The sequence below is a fragment of the Silanimonas lenta DSM 16282 genome (assembly GCF_000429065.1).
In the GTDB taxonomy this organism is placed as follows: Bacteria; Pseudomonadota; Gammaproteobacteria; order Xanthomonadales; family Xanthomonadaceae; genus Silanimonas; species Silanimonas lenta.
In genome coordinates, this window is record NZ_AUBD01000001.1 from 48,105 (window position 1) to 61,770 (window position 13,666).

Here is a 13,666-nt window from a genome sequence, read left to right on the forward strand (position 1 = left end):
GGCTTCGTGATTCACTGCGCGATCGCAGAGGAGGCGCTCGCCGCCTGATCGAAGGCCACGCCATCTGCCTCGCGGGTGGCCTGCCGGCCCGTCCACTCCTGCCATCGCTGCACGATCACGTCGACGTACTTCGGATCGAGCTCGATCAGCCGCGCCACGCGCCCCGACTTCTCGGCGGCGATCAGCGTCGTGCCCGAGCCGCCGAAGGGGTCGAGCACTTTGTGGCCCGGGCGGCTGGAGTTGCGGATCGCACGCTCGACCAGTTCGACCGGCTTCATCGTCGGGTGCAGGTCGTTCTTCTGCGGCTTGTTGAAGTACCACACGTCGCCCTGGTCGCGGTCGCCGCACCAGTGGCGAGTCGCCCCCTCCGGCCAGCCGTAGAGGATCGGCTCGTACTGACGCTGGTAGTCCGAGCGGCCCAGCGTGAAGGTGTTCTTGGCCCAGATGATGAACGTCGACCAGTGGCCCCCGGCGGCGCGGAAGGCCGCCTGCAGGGTGTCGAGCTCGCTGGAGGACATGGCCACGTAGATCGCGCCCTGGGTGTGGGCGATCAAGAGCGTCAGCGCATCCCGCAGGAAGTCGTGGAACCCGTCGCCCAGCGCATCGTTGAGGATCGGGCGGTGCCTGCCGCGCAGCTTGTCCTTCGCGCTGCTCCCGTAGTCGACGTTGTAGGGCGGGTCGGTGAAGACCATGTCCGCCCGCTCGCCGTCCGGGAACAGGCGCGCGTAGGTCTCCGCCGTGGTCGCATCCCCGCACACCAGCCGATGGGGGCCGAGCAACCACACGTCGCCGGGCCGAGACACCGGCGCTTCGGGGGTCTCGGGCACCGCATCGTCGTCGGTCTGGCCCTCGTTGTCGGGCCCGTCTCCCGCCAGCAAATCGGCCAGCGCGTCGGCGTCGAACCCGGTCAGGTCCAGATCGAAGCCCTCGGCCTGCAGGTCTTGCAGTTCCAGGCGCAGCAGTTCCTCGTCCCACCCCGCGGCTTCGGCGATGCGGTTGTCGGCTACACCCAACGCCCGGCGCTGGGTGGGCGTCAGATGATCGAGCACCACCACCGGCACGGTGGAAAGCCCCAGCCTCTGCGCGGCGGCGAGCCGCCCGTGCCCGGCGACGATCACACCGTCCGCCCCCGCGAGGATGGGATTGGTGAAGCCGAACTCGGCGATGCTGGCGGCGATGCTCGCGATCTGGGCGTCCGAGTGCGTGCGGGCGTTGCGCGCGTAGGGCGCGAGCTTGGTCGTCGGCCAGTGCTCGATTCTCTCGGCGAGCCACGAGGCGGTCATGCCGGCACCTCCGCCTCGCGCTCGGCCGCCACCTCGCCGAAGGTCCGGCCGCTGCCCTCCAGCACCGGCACGCGGTCCGGGTGGTGCTGCCTCCAGCGGCGCAGGGCCACGTCCACGTACTCGGGAGCGAGTTCGACCGCGCGCACCCGGCGACCCGTGAGTTCACCGGCGAGGATCGTGGTGCCCGAGCCTGCAAACGGCTCCAGGACGATCTCGCCCGCGTCGGTGTAGGCCTCGATGAAGAACCGGGGCAACCCCACCGGGAACACCGCCGGATGGTCGATACCCTCACCGATGCGGCCGCGCTGGCGCGTCACCTCGATGACCGAGTCCGGGATGCGGAAGTCCTGCGTCGGCAGCCCCGCGTGGCACCAGGCGCCGACCGTGCCGTCTTTGCCGCGCATCGCGGTGGACGATCCGTCGGCGCGCAGGTGGGTTTCCTGCCCGGCCCACTTGCAGGGCACGATCTTGTTCGGCTTGCGCGCCTGGCGGTTGAAGTGGAAGACGAACTCGTGCCGGGGCGCCAGCCGCCCGGCCCAGTCGCCGGGCACGGTCACCGCCTGGTCCCACACGTACCAGCCGAAGCGCCGAAAGCCCTGCGTGCGCATCCATGCGATCCAGCCGTCCCAGTACGGCTGCCACTCGCCGTCGCGGTGCACCAGCCCCAGGTTGACCAGCACCTGCGCGTCCTTGCGCAAGGCCGTTTGAGCCGCGCCGAACACGCCCTGCATCAGGGCACCCCAGTCTTTGATCCCGCCGGTGGTGTAGTCGCGCTGGTTGGCATACGGGGGACTGGTGAAGACCAGGTGCGCCCGGTCGCCGGCCATCAGGCGCTGCACGGCTTTGTGGTCGGAGGCATCGGCGCACAGCAGCCGGTGCTCGCCCAGCCACCACAGATCGCCCGGCCGAGTGACCGGGACCGCGGGTGGGGTGGGGAGGTCTTCCTCGGCCGCGTCCTCGTCGGCGCCGGCCTCCTCGGTCGTGGCCTCCATCCCGAGCGCGTCCAGCAAGCGCCCGATCTCGGCATCCATGAAGCCGGTGAGCCCCAGGTCGTAGCCGGCCTCGGCGAGTTCGGTCAGTTCCAGCGCGAGCATCTCCTCGTCCCAGCCGGCGTCCAGCGCCAGCCGGTTGTCGGCGAGCACCAGCGCGCGCTTCTGCGCCGGGGTCAGGTGCGCGAGTTCGATGACCGGCACCTTCTCGAGCCCGAGCCGGCGCGCTGCCGCCAGACGCCCGTGGCCGGCGATGATGCCGTTTGCGCCATCGACCAGGATCGGATTGGTCCAGCCGAACTCGACGATGGAGGCGGCGATCTTGGCGATCTGCGCGTCGGAATGCGTGCGCGGGTTGCGGGCGTAGGGGATCAGCGTGGCAAGGTCGCGGTATTCGAGGCTGAGTCCTTTGCGCATGGGCAAAACGAAACCCGCCGCGAGCGCCGAGGCCCGGGGCGGGTGGAGTGGATTCGGGTGGCGGTGGTGACGGGAAGCGGCCGGTCGCCCGGGTGGTAACCGGTAACCCGGTAACCTCGATTCGCGGTCAGACGCTAGGCAAGCGCCGCGCTCGCGCCCCCCGCATGGGCTATTGGCCAGGAAGGACCCGTGGATGTCCGGGCGGCTTCCTCGACCGTCACCGCTGTCCAGAAGTTAGCGGAAATACTACCCCCGGACCGGCGGATCTGTTGCAGCGGCCAAAGCCGCATTTCGCCGCAGACGCACGCGGATGCACGATCCCACCCGCCAAATCACGCCAAAACACGCAGGCGCGGTGGCATGCGCTCGTGCCCAGCGACTTCAGAGCACGGCCTCCAGCCCCTTGCGTTCGATGAGGTCGAGCAGCTTCTGCGAGGGACCGCTGGGCTTCTTGTCGCCCACTTCCCACTTGCGCACGGTCGAGACGCTGGTGTTGAGGACCGATGCCAGCACGGCCTGACTCAAGTGCAGGCGTTCGCGCAAGGCGCGCACTTTCTCAGCGTCGTATTCATGCACCGGCTCCAGGCACAGCACGTCGTACTTGCGCATCTTGCGCTTGTCGATGAAGCCCAGGCGATGCAGATCGGAGGCCGTCTCATGAACCTCTTGCAGGATGCGACTCTTGCCTCTCTTCACGGCCATGGTCGATTCTTCGTTGTGTGCCGACAAAAAGCGCTCAAGCCGCGACGATCCGAAACTCCGTCGCCTTGGCCACAGGACGGACGTGGTTCTTCTCGCGCTTGAGCTCGACGATGCCATAGCGCGACATCGTCTTGAGCGTGCGCGAGAGGTTGCTCGGCTTGCGCCCGGTGGCCTCGGCCAGTTCCGAGATCGAGCCGGGCCGGGTCTCGGCGATCACCCGGATCAATGCCCGGTTGTCGTCGCTGAGCACCTCGGCCAGCGACTTCATCGAAGTGAACCAGATCTTCGGCTCGCCCGGCTTGGGCTTGTGCTCGCCTCGCGCGATCGCGAGCACACGCTCGCGGATCTTGTCCTGCGGCATGATCCCGATCACGATCGGTTTCATCGTCATTCCACCCTGCTGCGGAAGGCGATCCTTCCGATCGCCCATCACTCGGACAGTCGGCCTTTGCGTACCAGCTCGACGACCCGGTTTCGCACCTGCTCCAGCTTCTCGTCCCTGATTCGTCCTGCCACGCGTTGGAACAGGCCTTGATGCGCGGTAAACAGTTTTCCGGGACGGATGAAGCTGGTCCGCTGTAGTGAGCCCCGGGAGAAGTCCCCATCCGCCAATTCGATCGCGAAGGGGTCGGCGTAGGGCCGGCTGGTGATCTGCAGGCACAGCCAGTCCTCCCGTCCTGCATGGGCAAGAACGAGTGCCGGCCGCAGCTTGGATGTCGACAAATCGGAGAACGGGAAAGGCACGAGGACCACGTCGCCTATTGCAGGTGCGTCCATGCCTCATCCTCTTCCGGTTTCAGCCAATCCTCCGCGAGGGCCGTTTCAGCCAGCTGAGTGACCTCGTCGATCTCCACCGGCGCCTCGTCGAGGATGGTCACCAAGGCGCGATGCAGGCCTTTGATCTTGACGGGCTCGGCCAGACGGACATGCCCCTGTTCGTCGATGATGGCTTCCACGGTCTGTTTCATCACATGTCCTCCGCTCGATCCGGATCGCCCGGCTCAAACCCGCTCCGCCGAGAACCGCATTTTATCACCTATTGATACATGACGCTGGGTGGAACTCACCCGTTCAGACGGTCGGCCACGATCTGCAACGCCCGCTGCCAGCGCCGCCACGCTGTGGTCCGATCGCAGCCGAAGCGGGCGCAGATGTCGCGCCAGCGGTGGCGCTCGGCGCGCATCCACACGAGATGCCGTTCTTCTTCCTCCAGCCACAACACCCAGCGCATGGTCTCGAGCATCCGTTCGACCGTCTCGGGCGCGGGCGGGAAGCGCCGGATCGTGGGCTCGGCCCCCAGCGTCTCCCAGGGCATGCGAGGAATCGCGGGCCAGGTGTTGAAGTAGCCCTGCACCCGCACGGGCGGCAGGCGGTGGGCGGTGATGGCCGCCTCCCGGAAGCGTTCGGCCACACGCTCGACGGTCCACTCAGCCATGGCGCGCCTCCCGTGCACCGTAGAGCCGCTCGCCGATTCGGCGGATCAGCTCGCGTTCCACCCAGTCGAGCCGGGCGTCGTCGAGGGAGACGACGAGCAGGCGTTGCTCGCGCCAGCCGCGGAGTTTGACGGCTTCCACGTCCATCGGCTCGGGCTGCAACCGACCGAGCGGGCAGCGGTAGCGAGGGGTCGGAACAATCATCTCAGTCCTCCTGCGCCGCGTCGTGAAGCGGGAGGGCCCAGTGCAACAGCGCCAAGGCGTCGGCCTCGTCGTCGTCCGCCGGGGCGTGACCCTGCGCACGCACGGCCGCCATCACCGCGTCCTTGCCGGCGCGGCCAGAGCCGGTGGCGTGCTTCTTGATCGTGCCCACCGGCACGCCCTGGTAGGGGATGCCGTGGTGCTCGCACCAGGCCGTGAGCGTGGCCAGGAAGCCGCCGTAGGCGTGCGCCGCGTCGGTCGAGACGTGGCGGCGCACTTCCTCGAAGACCAGCGCGTCGATCCCGTCGGCGTGGGCCTTCAGTTCGGTCAGCCAGCGCTTGAAGCGCAGGAAACGCATGCCGCCGCCTTCGAAGCGTCGCGGCTTGAATTGCTCGGCGCCGCTGGTGATTCGGCCCGTGCGGTCGCGCAGCGCCCAGCCGGTGGAGGTGCCCAGGTCGAGGGCAAGAATCGTCGCTGTCATGGTTGCAGTCCTTCGTTCATGTTCTCGTGCCGGTGACCGAAGGTGACCGCCGTGGGGAATCGTCCTTCCGCCTGCGCGCGCGTACGCGCGTAACGAGACTCAATCCCTGGGCGGGTCACCTTCGGTCACCCTCGGGGTTCAGTCGTCTCGGTACGGGAGCCGTACGCCGTAGTCCTTGGGCTTGAGCGACAGGCCCGCCAGGGCCTTGACGCCGCCGTGGATGCGCGTGCGCTCGAAGCCGCGGTTGGCCAGTTGCTGCGCGAGCCAGCGGCTCGTGCCCACGTACTCGCCGCGCCGGCCGGCCCAGTCCTGCCAGCGCTGGAACACGTCGGCCACGGCCACGCGGGCCTGCGGGTGGCGCTGCGCCTCCTCGTCCAGGAAGTCGCCGACGGCGTCCTCCTCGTCGAAGTACTCGGCGGTGGCCGACACCACGCTGGCCGGGGGCTGGAGCCCCTCGCGCTGCCAGGCCAGACACCCCTCCACCGCCCAGGCGAGGATCCCGTCGCGCTCGGCCAGGAGCTTGTCGGTAAACACAGCGTCGCGCCGCTCGGGCGGGATGGTCACGGTGAAGGGGATCAGGTGCAGCCGGCGTTTCATCGCCTCGTCCACGTTGCGGATCGCAGGCTTGTGGTTGCCGGCGATGACCAGCTTGAACTGGGGCGTGTACTCGAAGAAGTCCTGGCGCATGAAGCGCGCCGAGACCTTGTCGCCGCCGGTGATCGCCTTGACCTTGGACTCGTTCCAGCGCCGGCCCTGCTCGGTCTCGATGGAAGAGACGAAGCGCGCCCCGCGCAGGCCCGCCAGATCGGTCGGATGGCGGTCACCGCGCGCCTCCATGAAGGTGTCCATCGGCGCGCTGGTGGCGTAGTCGCCGAGGATCGTGGCCAAGGTGTTCACGAACACCGACTTGCCGTTGGCGCCGGTGCCGTAGAGGAAGAACAGCGCGTGCGCCGCCGTCGAGCCGGTGAGGCAATAGCCCACCATGCGCTGAAGGTAGGCCTGCAGGTCGGCATCGCCCCCGGTGACGTCGGCCAGGAACGCCCGCCAGCGGGGACAGTCGCCGCGGGGCGTGGCGGTGGCGAGCTTGGTCATGCGGTCGGCGCGGTCGTGCAGGCGCAGCCGCCCGCTGCGCAGGTCGACCACGCCGCCCGGCGTGTTGAGCGCGAACAGATCCGCGTCCCACTCCTGCGAGGTGGAGGCGTGCCGCCGGTCGGTGCGCGCCAGACGCTCCACGCCGCCCACCGTGCTGCTCGCGGCGAGCTTGGCCGCCAACCGATGCGAATCGGCCTTGAGCGCGGCCTCGCGGCAGATCGCCCGGATGAGGTGGTGCACCAACAGCGTCTCGTCCGCCTGCCAGCGCCGGCCGTCCCACACCAGCCACTTGCCCCAGGCGGCGCAGTAGCGCCAGTCTTCGCTGTAGCGGGCCGTGAAGGTCAGCGCCAGCGCGTCGTCGGTGGCCCAGACGGAAGGCTCCTGCATCGGCAGCCCCTGCGCGGGCTTGATGCTCATCCGCGGACCCGAGGCGATGAAGGCGGCGACGTCGAAGCCCTCGGCGACCGCATCGGCCGCATCCCACCCCTCGGGTTTGTCGTCGGGCGGCAGCAGCACGTCGCAGGAGGCGGCGCCGGCGGCCAACACGGCCTGCGCGGCGGCCATCGCGTAGTCCCAGCCGGGTTTGTCGCGATCGGGCCAGAGGAGGACGGCCTTGCCGGCGAGCGGCGACCAGTCGGTCTTGTCCACCGGGGCGTTGGCCCCGTGCATCGCGGTGGTGGCCACGATCCCGAGCTCGATCAAGGCCTGGGCGCACTTCTCGCCCTCGACCAGCACGACCTGGGCGGCGTTGTGGATCCCCGGCTGGTTGTAGAGCGGCCGCGGCTCGGGCGGAGCCATCTTGCGGCGGCGCGCGTCCCAGGGCCGGAACTCCTTCTTGCGCCCAGGCGGGTCGTAGCGGTAGACGACGGCGATGAGCCGCCCTTGTGCGTCGAGGTAGTCCCACTTGGCGGTGGCCGGACCCAGGTCGTCGATCGGGGCCTTCTTGGCCGCCTTGCGCGCCGGCGCCGTGAGCGCACGGCCGACGAGGTCCTCGGCCAGATCGAGGACGCGGGCGAAGTCGCCCTGCACGTCCACGCCGAAGTGAGCGCCGATCAGGTGGAACACATCGCCGCCGTCGCCGGTGGCGCGGTCGGTCCACAGTCCCGCCTTGTCGCCGTCGAGCACGACCTCCAGGCTGTCGCCCGGGCTGCCGAGCACGTCGCCGATGACGAACTTGCCGCGGCGCGTCCGACCGGCGGGAAACAGCGTGGCCAGCACCGACTCCAGCCTCGCGAGCAGGGCGGCGCGAATCGCCTCGCGGCGCGCGGTGGGGTCGGCGTCGGTGGGCGGGGCCGGGCGATCGTTGAAATCGATCATGCGTCGCCCTCCTCGCTGCCATCCGACGCGCGGCGGGCGACGGCTGACGCGTGGTGCGAGGCCCAAGCCTGCAGTTCCGACAGCCGGTAGCGCACCAGCCCGCCCAGGAGGTAATGCGGGATGCGGTACTTGCTGCGCATCGCCGGGTCGGCAAACCAGTAGTACGGAAGCCGAAGCGAGGCGGCCGCCTGCTTGGCGTCGATCATCGGTTCGACGGCCGAGACGGCATCGGGCCTGGTGCTCATGCCTGACTCCTCCAGCACCGGTCCTGCCACGGGCACATCCGGCACTCGACATGGGTGGGATCGGCGAAGGCACGCGGCAGCAGTTCGCCCGCCTCGGTGGCCGTGATGACCTTGACCGCCCGGTCGGACATGCGCTGCGCCAACGCCGCATCGAACGGCACCAGCTCGGCGTGGATCTCCATGGTGTCGGCGTTCACCGCCGTGAACAGGGCCGGGTGCGCGTGCAGTTCGAGGTAGGCCTGGTAGAGCGCCACTTGCGCGGCGTAGACGGGCTTGGCGACCGCGAGGCGATGTCTCTCCAACTCGCGCCACGATTTGGCGCCCAGGCACTTGTTCTCCCACAGCGCGGGATAGCCGCTGCCGTGGCCGAGATCCGGCCCCGCGACGATGACGCCATCGACGTGGCCCTGCAGGCGCCCGTCCAGCGCCGAGAAGCCGAATTGCTCCCCCGCGTCGTTACGCGTGCGCAGATCGAAGCCCGCGGCACGCAGCCACACGACCATGCAGTCCTCGATGACGTGGCCGCGCTCGAAGACGCGCAGCATGCGACCGTCGATCTCGCGACCCGGATCGACCGGGGCGTCGGCGACCTCGTACTGCAGCGCGCGCTCGCACGCGGCCCCGAGGCGCGAGGCACCCAGGTAGCCGCGCTTACCCTGTTCGGCGCGGGCACGCTGCATCCCGGCGTCGATCAGCGCCGTGAGCTGACCCGACAGGCTCGCGGTGGCGTTGAAGTCCATCATGACGTCACCTCCCACGGCAGGTCGTCTTCCAGATCGGCGAAGGGATCGGACACCGGGCGCTTCAGCCCGCGCACCGGCGGGTACTTGGTCGCCTCGTGGTGCTCGACCATCGCCTCCGTGTAACAAGTGACGATGGCGTCGATCACCTGGAGCGCCTCGGCCTCGGAGTAGTCGCCCAGCGGCTTGTCGAAGCCGATGCCCTCTGCCGCCGCGCCGAAGGCCTTGAGGCACGTCCTCATCGCGGCGAGTTCGACGTCAGACGGATCGATCATGCTCACCTCCGTCTTGGGCGTGCGGCCCTCCTGCACGCGCAGCCACTGGCCGTAGAGCGTGTGAAACGCGTCCTGGCAGCGCCGTGAGCAGAACACCCAGTCGATCGGATAGCGCCTCGCGTCGCCCGCCGGATACCGCATGTCCGAGTGGCCGTAGCCGCGCGCCTGTCGTTTGCAGACCCAACACTTCACCGGCCCTCCTCTCACCGCGCCCAGGCCGGCTTGCCCGGCACGGCGGGGCGTTGCAGGGCGACCGGCGCAGGCATCGCACGGGGCGGAGTCGCCGCCGCCGGCGCGCCTTCGTTACCGGTGCCAGGGTTCTTCGGCGGCACGCCCATCAGGCGGGCGTAGTCCGGGTGGTCGGGCTCGACGGCGCTCTTGACGACGTTCTTCAGTTCCCCGCGGCCGTCCTTCTCGACGTCGATGCGGGCGAGGAACTCGATACCGTCGAGCTCGTGGAAGCCCTGGATGCGCCGCGCGGCGGCGGCCTGCGGCCTATTGTCCTGCGGATGGACGTTGCGGGCGCTGTTGAGGATCGCGCGCACGAAGCTGCGGCCCATCTGACCCCAGGCCGGGCCCTTCGGGGAATGCAGGCCGATGTTGCTCCAGAGCTTGCGCCGGGCGTACTCGCCCTCCAGCACCACGAACTCGGCCGCCAGATACACCGAGCCGGACTCGTTGCTCTGCGTGGCGTAGCCCCCGGTCCAGCCCTGCGCCGGATCATCAAAGCCCCCGGGCTTGAGCGTCATGCGCACGCGGGCGAGCGTGCCCTTGGGGATGAGGTCGAAGCTTTGCTGCTGCTGCGCGTCGTTGAAATCGTTCCAGGCGGTCATGGCTCACTCCTCGAAGGCGGTAGCGGATGGCGGAAGGCGGGTGGCGGCGGCGCACTTGTCGATCAGCGCGCGCAGGTTCGGCGGCTCCAGCAACTCGAGCTGGCCGGAGCGGTCCTTGGCCGGGACGCCGTAGGGGTTCACCGTGTGGCAGACGAAGGCGCGGTAGGACGATCCGTCCTCGGCCTTGATCTCGGCCAAGGTGACCACCTCGTCGACGATGCCGGGCAGTTCCGCCGCGGTCTTGGCGCCCTCGATCTGCGGCACGAAGACCTTGCGGTTGAAGTCGTCCAGGCGCTCGTCGAGGATGGCGACGAACACGACGTGCTTGCCGCGCGCGTGCTGCAGGTGGGTCAGCGCCCCGATGAGTTCCGAGCCGAGCAGGCCGTAGGCGCCCCGGGTGTCGGGCTTGCCGGTGCGCTCGCTGTAGGCCTGCGGCTGGGTCTTGGCCCAGACGAGCGCCAGGCGCGCGAGCACGGTGATGCTGTCGACGAAGTAGGTGTCGTACTTGGCCAGTTGCGCCGGGTCGCCGTAGCGCTCGCAGACGTGCCGGTAGTGCGCCTCGGAGAACGGCGCATCCGCGGGCAGCGCCGGGTTCGGGCCGGCGAGGAACACCACCAGGTCGCGAAACTCCGGCCAGGTGGTCGGGCGCACGCAGTCGCCGCGCCAGTCCTTGACGGCCAGATCCCCGGCCTCGAGGTCGACGAACAGGGTCGATCCTTCCGGCAGCGTCTTGAGCTGGCTGGTCTTGCCGATGCCGCTCTTGCCGAGCAGCACCAGCTTGACGCCCTGCTTCTCGCGCAGCCGCTGGTCGGCGGTGATGATGGGAAGGGCCATCACGCCACCTCCTTCAGCCGCTCCGCGACCGCCGGGTTCCAGAGGATCTGGTAGCCGCTGTGCCCGTTGCGGGAGTACGGCATCGCCTCGGCCCAGGCCTCGCCGGCCTCGGTCAGTTCCCACTCGTCGCGTTCGTTGCGCAACTGCAGGCCGTGCGCGGCCAGACGCTGGTTGGTGGCCTTGGCCGACAGGCCGAGCAGCCTGCCGAGCCGGGTGGCGTTGAGCGAGCAGATCGCCTCGTTCGCCGCAGTGTCCCGGGCAGGAAGGGCGCGGCGCAGCGTCTCGACCGCCAAGCCCGTGTTCTCCTGGATGCAGGTGAGCGTGGCCGCCATCGCGATGCCGGGTTTGACCCCCGGCACCTTGGCCACGGCCTCGCCGATCAGCAGCAGAGCGGCGACGCGGTCCTGGGTGGGTGCCGGCAGGGTCGGGCGTGCACTTGGCGCCGTGTAGCTGCCCGTCTTGCGGATCGCCGGCAGCACCTCGTGTGTCACCCAGCGCTTGAAGTGCTTGGCCTCGCGCTTGCGGCTACCCAGCACCAGGCTGTAGAGGCCGGGCTCGTTGACGACGTTGACCTGGTCATTGCCGCGCGAGATGCCCTGAATTGAGATCAGGGCTTGCTCGTCAGGGTCCAGTCGCGCCAGGGCGCGGGTGGTGTTCGGCAGTTCAAGAACCGCGCACACATCCGCCGCGACGAACCACGGTTCGCCTTGGGCATCCGTGACGACCCGGACCGGACGGCCTTCGAAATCAAACGGGATCAGTTCGGTGCTCATGGATCACTCCTCCGAGACGAGGGCCAGCCGGAACGTGGGCTTGCCGGGCTTGACGGTGCGGGCGGCCTCGAACCCGGCGCGCAGTGCCGGCGGCCAGTTGGAGAAGCGCGATTCCGAGACGGAGTACTCGACGTCCAGGTAGTCCTCGACCTTCTCGCCGGCGGCGGCGATGCGCCGGGCGATGGCGGCCAGTTGCGCCTGGTCCCAGGACACGCGCTTGGGTTGGTCGACGGTCACGCGCAGCGGGCCGTCCTGGAGATGGATGACGCCGAAGTCCTTGCCGGCCTCGAAGCGCGCGGCGCGGGCCTGCTCGCCGTAGGCGGCCTCCAGCGCGGCGTCGAACTTCGCGCGGGCCTGCTTGAGCCAGGCGAGCGCTTCGTCCAGGTTGCGGCTGATCTCCGCCTTCTGGGCAGGCGGCAGCGCGGCCAGCTGGCCGACGGACATCGCGGCGATGTCGGCGGGGTAGAGGGTGAGGTCGCTCATGGCCGCCGCCTCACTGGTATGCCCGTGCGAAGGTCGAGTAGCGCGAGACGCGCCGCTCGAAGGCCTCGACGTCACTGATCAGGTAGGTGACGCGCGAGCCGAGCTTGCAGAAGACCGGGCCGAGTTGTTCCTGGCGCCAACGGCGCAGGGTGTGGACGGACAACCGCCAGCGAGCGGCGAGTTCGAACTCGTTCAGAGCGATGGGGGTCGCATCCGGTGCCGATGCCGGGCGGGCGTCCCGGCCGGATTGAACACCGGATTGAACAGGTGCAGCGAGGATTTGCATGGCGAGGCTCCTTGTGTTTGGGAGCCTCTATTCCATGGGCCGGGGCTTTGGGCTTGGGCGCGAGTCTTTTAGGCGATGGCGCCGATGGGCCGCCCCCGCCCGGCCGGTAGTCGCTCGCCTAAGTCATTGATGCAACAGAATATCCGCTGCACATTTCGTTTATTGCGATTTCGTTTGTTTCGGTTATACTGCCCCTTGCTGCGAATCACCCCCTGCCTGGAGAGCCCCATGACGACCCCCGCCATCCCCAAGGCGCTGCCCTCGGCCGAGGACGTCGCGCTCGCCCGGGAGTCCGGGCGCGTGCTCTCGACGGTGCTGCAAACGCGCGCCGAGACCCAGCAGATCGACTTCCACGACGACAAGGGCGCGGTGCGCTCAGTGACGCTGCCGACCACGGCGCTGCGGTTGCTGCTGGACGTGCTGACCGAGATCGGCCAGGGCAATGCCGTCACCGTCATCCCCATCCACGCCGAGCTGACCACGCAGGAAGCGGCGGACCTGCTCAACGTCTCGCGGCCCTTCCTCGTGCAGTTGCTGGAAAAAGGCGAGATCCCGTTCCACAAGATCGGCACGCATCGTCGGGTGCGTTACCAGGACGTGATCGCCTACAAGCACCGGATCGATGCCGAGCGCCGCAAGGCCCTCGACGAACTGGCCGCGCAGGCCCAGGAACTCGGCATGGGGTACTGAGCGGATGAGCTCGCACTTCACCGTCGTCTACGACGCCTGCGTGCTCTATCCCGCGCCCCTGCGCGATCTGTTGATGCATCTGGCGCTGTCGGACCTGTACCGGGCGCGCTGGAGCGACAGGATTCACGACGAGTGGATGCGCAACGTGCTGGCCAGCCGTCCCGATCTGACTGCCGAGCAACTCGAGCGCACGCGGCGGCTGATGAACGCCCACGTCCGCGACTGCCTGGTCACCGGCTTCGAGTACCTGATTCCCTCGATCGAGTTGCCCGACCCCAGCGACCGCCATGTGGTGGCGGCCGCCATCCACGCCGGCGCCAGCCTCATCGTGACCTTCAACCTCAAGGACTTCCCGCCCGAGGCGCTCAAGCCCTACAACCTCGCGGCGCAGCATCCGGACGACTTCATCGTCGATCTGCTGGATCTGCACCCGGCCGGCGTGCTCGAAGCAGTCGCCCGCCACCGCCGCAGTCTGAAGAACCCGCCCAAGTCGGCGGACGACTACCTGGACACCCTGCTGGCGCAGGGGCTGACGCAATCGGTGGCGGTGATGCGCCCATGGGTCATGGCCATGTGAGGCACCGCGCTGTAT

General features: G+C 68.9%; 20 protein-coding genes. 2 read left to right on the top strand and 18 right to left on the bottom strand.

The features are described from left to right. Positions 1 to 11: 11 nt before the first annotated feature. From G408_RS0100225 to G408_RS0100310, 18 genes are all read right to left on the bottom strand, one after another. On the bottom strand, positions 12 to 1,283 hold the full coding sequence (locus tag G408_RS0100225) for a site-specific DNA-methyltransferase (RefSeq protein ID WP_028769449.1): 1,272 nt from the start codon (positions 1,281 to 1,283) through the stop codon (positions 12 to 14). Continuing rightward, a complete protein-coding gene (locus G408_RS0100230) occupies positions 1,280 to 2,689 on the bottom strand; it encodes a site-specific DNA-methyltransferase (RefSeq protein ID WP_037411663.1) in 1,410 nt (469 codons plus the stop codon). The genes G408_RS0100225 and G408_RS0100230 overlap by 4 nt, the downstream gene beginning before the upstream one ends. Before the next feature lie 381 nt (positions 2,690 to 3,070). Continuing rightward, positions 3,071 to 3,391, bottom strand: a complete 321-nt coding sequence (locus tag G408_RS0100235; protein WP_028769451.1) for a helix-turn-helix domain-containing protein — start codon at positions 3,389 to 3,391, stop codon at positions 3,071 to 3,073. Positions 3,392 to 3,425: 34 nt separating this feature from the next. Further along, the gene (locus G408_RS0100240) at positions 3,426 to 3,782 is read right to left on the bottom strand and encodes an HVO_A0114 family putative DNA-binding protein (RefSeq protein ID WP_245584235.1); all 357 of its coding nucleotides are present in this window, start codon (positions 3,780 to 3,782) and stop codon (positions 3,426 to 3,428) included. Between the two features lie 38 nt (positions 3,783 to 3,820). Continuing rightward, complete coding sequence (locus tag G408_RS0100245) at positions 3,821 to 4,168, bottom strand: type II toxin-antitoxin system PemK/MazF family toxin (protein ID WP_028769453.1); 348 nt, start codon at positions 4,166 to 4,168, stop codon at positions 3,821 to 3,823. Continuing rightward, on the bottom strand, positions 4,150 to 4,359 hold the full coding sequence (locus G408_RS0100250) for a hypothetical protein (RefSeq protein ID WP_019561410.1): 210 nt from the start codon (positions 4,357 to 4,359) through the stop codon (positions 4,150 to 4,152). The genes G408_RS0100245 and G408_RS0100250 overlap by 19 nt, the downstream gene beginning before the upstream one ends. A 95-nt stretch (positions 4,360 to 4,454) precedes the next feature. Beyond that, positions 4,455 to 4,826, bottom strand: coding sequence for a DUF6362 family protein (locus G408_RS0100255; protein ID WP_028769454.1), 372 nt, complete (start codon positions 4,824 to 4,826; stop codon positions 4,455 to 4,457). Further along, positions 4,819 to 5,028, bottom strand: a complete 210-nt coding sequence (locus tag G408_RS0100260; RefSeq protein ID WP_028769455.1) for a hypothetical protein — start codon at positions 5,026 to 5,028, stop codon at positions 4,819 to 4,821. Before G408_RS0100260 ends, G408_RS0100255 begins: the two co-directional genes overlap by 8 nt. 1 nt (position 5,029) lies before the next feature. Continuing rightward, positions 5,030 to 5,506 carry a crossover junction endodeoxyribonuclease RuvC gene (locus G408_RS0100265; protein WP_028769456.1) on the bottom strand — a complete coding sequence of 159 codons (477 nt, stop codon included), beginning with the start codon at positions 5,504 to 5,506 and terminating at the stop codon, positions 5,030 to 5,032. Positions 5,507 to 5,644: 138 nt separating this feature from the next. Then, positions 5,645 to 7,915 carry a phage/plasmid primase, P4 family gene (locus tag G408_RS0100270; RefSeq protein ID WP_028769457.1) on the bottom strand — a complete coding sequence of 757 codons (2,271 nt, stop codon included), beginning with the start codon at positions 7,913 to 7,915 and terminating at the stop codon, positions 5,645 to 5,647. Then, a complete protein-coding gene (locus tag G408_RS0100275) occupies positions 7,912 to 8,160 on the bottom strand; it encodes a hypothetical protein (protein WP_028769458.1) in 249 nt (82 codons plus the stop codon). The genes G408_RS0100270 and G408_RS0100275 overlap by 4 nt, the downstream gene beginning before the upstream one ends. After that, positions 8,157 to 8,903 (bottom strand): PD-(D/E)XK nuclease family protein, encoded by a 747-nt coding sequence (locus G408_RS0100280; protein WP_028769459.1) that lies wholly within the window; start codon positions 8,901 to 8,903, stop codon positions 8,157 to 8,159. The genes G408_RS0100275 and G408_RS0100280 overlap by 4 nt, the downstream gene beginning before the upstream one ends. Further along, positions 8,900 to 9,175 carry a DUF6511 domain-containing protein gene (locus G408_RS15450; protein WP_211226627.1) on the bottom strand — a complete coding sequence of 92 codons (276 nt, stop codon included), beginning with the start codon at positions 9,173 to 9,175 and terminating at the stop codon, positions 8,900 to 8,902. The genes G408_RS0100280 and G408_RS15450 overlap by 4 nt, the downstream gene beginning before the upstream one ends. A gap of 203 nt (positions 9,176 to 9,378) precedes the next feature. Then, positions 9,379 to 10,008, bottom strand: a complete 630-nt coding sequence (locus tag G408_RS0100290) for a hypothetical protein (RefSeq protein ID WP_028769461.1) — start codon at positions 10,006 to 10,008, stop codon at positions 9,379 to 9,381. A 3-nt stretch (positions 10,009 to 10,011) separates the two neighbouring features. Further along, entirely contained in the window at positions 10,012 to 10,842 is an 831-nt protein-coding gene (locus G408_RS0100295; RefSeq protein ID WP_028769462.1) for an ATP-binding protein, read from the bottom strand. Next, the gene (locus G408_RS0100300; protein ID WP_028769463.1) at positions 10,842 to 11,615 is read right to left on the bottom strand and encodes a BRO-N domain-containing protein; all 774 of its coding nucleotides are present in this window, start codon (positions 11,613 to 11,615) and stop codon (positions 10,842 to 10,844) included. Before G408_RS0100300 ends, G408_RS0100295 begins: the two co-directional genes overlap by 1 nt. Before the next feature lie 3 nt (positions 11,616 to 11,618). Then, positions 11,619 to 12,098 (bottom strand): hypothetical protein, encoded by a 480-nt coding sequence (locus G408_RS0100305; protein ID WP_028769464.1) that lies wholly within the window; start codon positions 12,096 to 12,098, stop codon positions 11,619 to 11,621. A 10-nt stretch (positions 12,099 to 12,108) separates the two neighbouring features. Then, positions 12,109 to 12,384, bottom strand: a complete 276-nt coding sequence (locus G408_RS0100310) for a MerR family transcriptional regulator (RefSeq protein ID WP_024890402.1) — start codon at positions 12,382 to 12,384, stop codon at positions 12,109 to 12,111. A gap of 228 nt (positions 12,385 to 12,612) precedes the next feature. Here G408_RS0100310 and G408_RS0100315 point away from each other — a divergent pair, with 228 nt between their 5' ends. Both G408_RS0100315 and G408_RS0100320 read left to right on the top strand, forming a co-directional pair. Beyond that, entirely contained in the window at positions 12,613 to 13,074 is a 462-nt protein-coding gene (locus tag G408_RS0100315; RefSeq protein WP_024890401.1) for a helix-turn-helix domain-containing protein, read from the top strand. 4 nt (positions 13,075 to 13,078) lie between these two features. After that, the gene (locus tag G408_RS0100320) at positions 13,079 to 13,651 is read left to right on the top strand and encodes a PIN domain-containing protein (protein ID WP_024890400.1); all 573 of its coding nucleotides are present in this window, start codon (positions 13,079 to 13,081) and stop codon (positions 13,649 to 13,651) included. Positions 13,652 to 13,666: the final 15 nt, after the last annotated feature.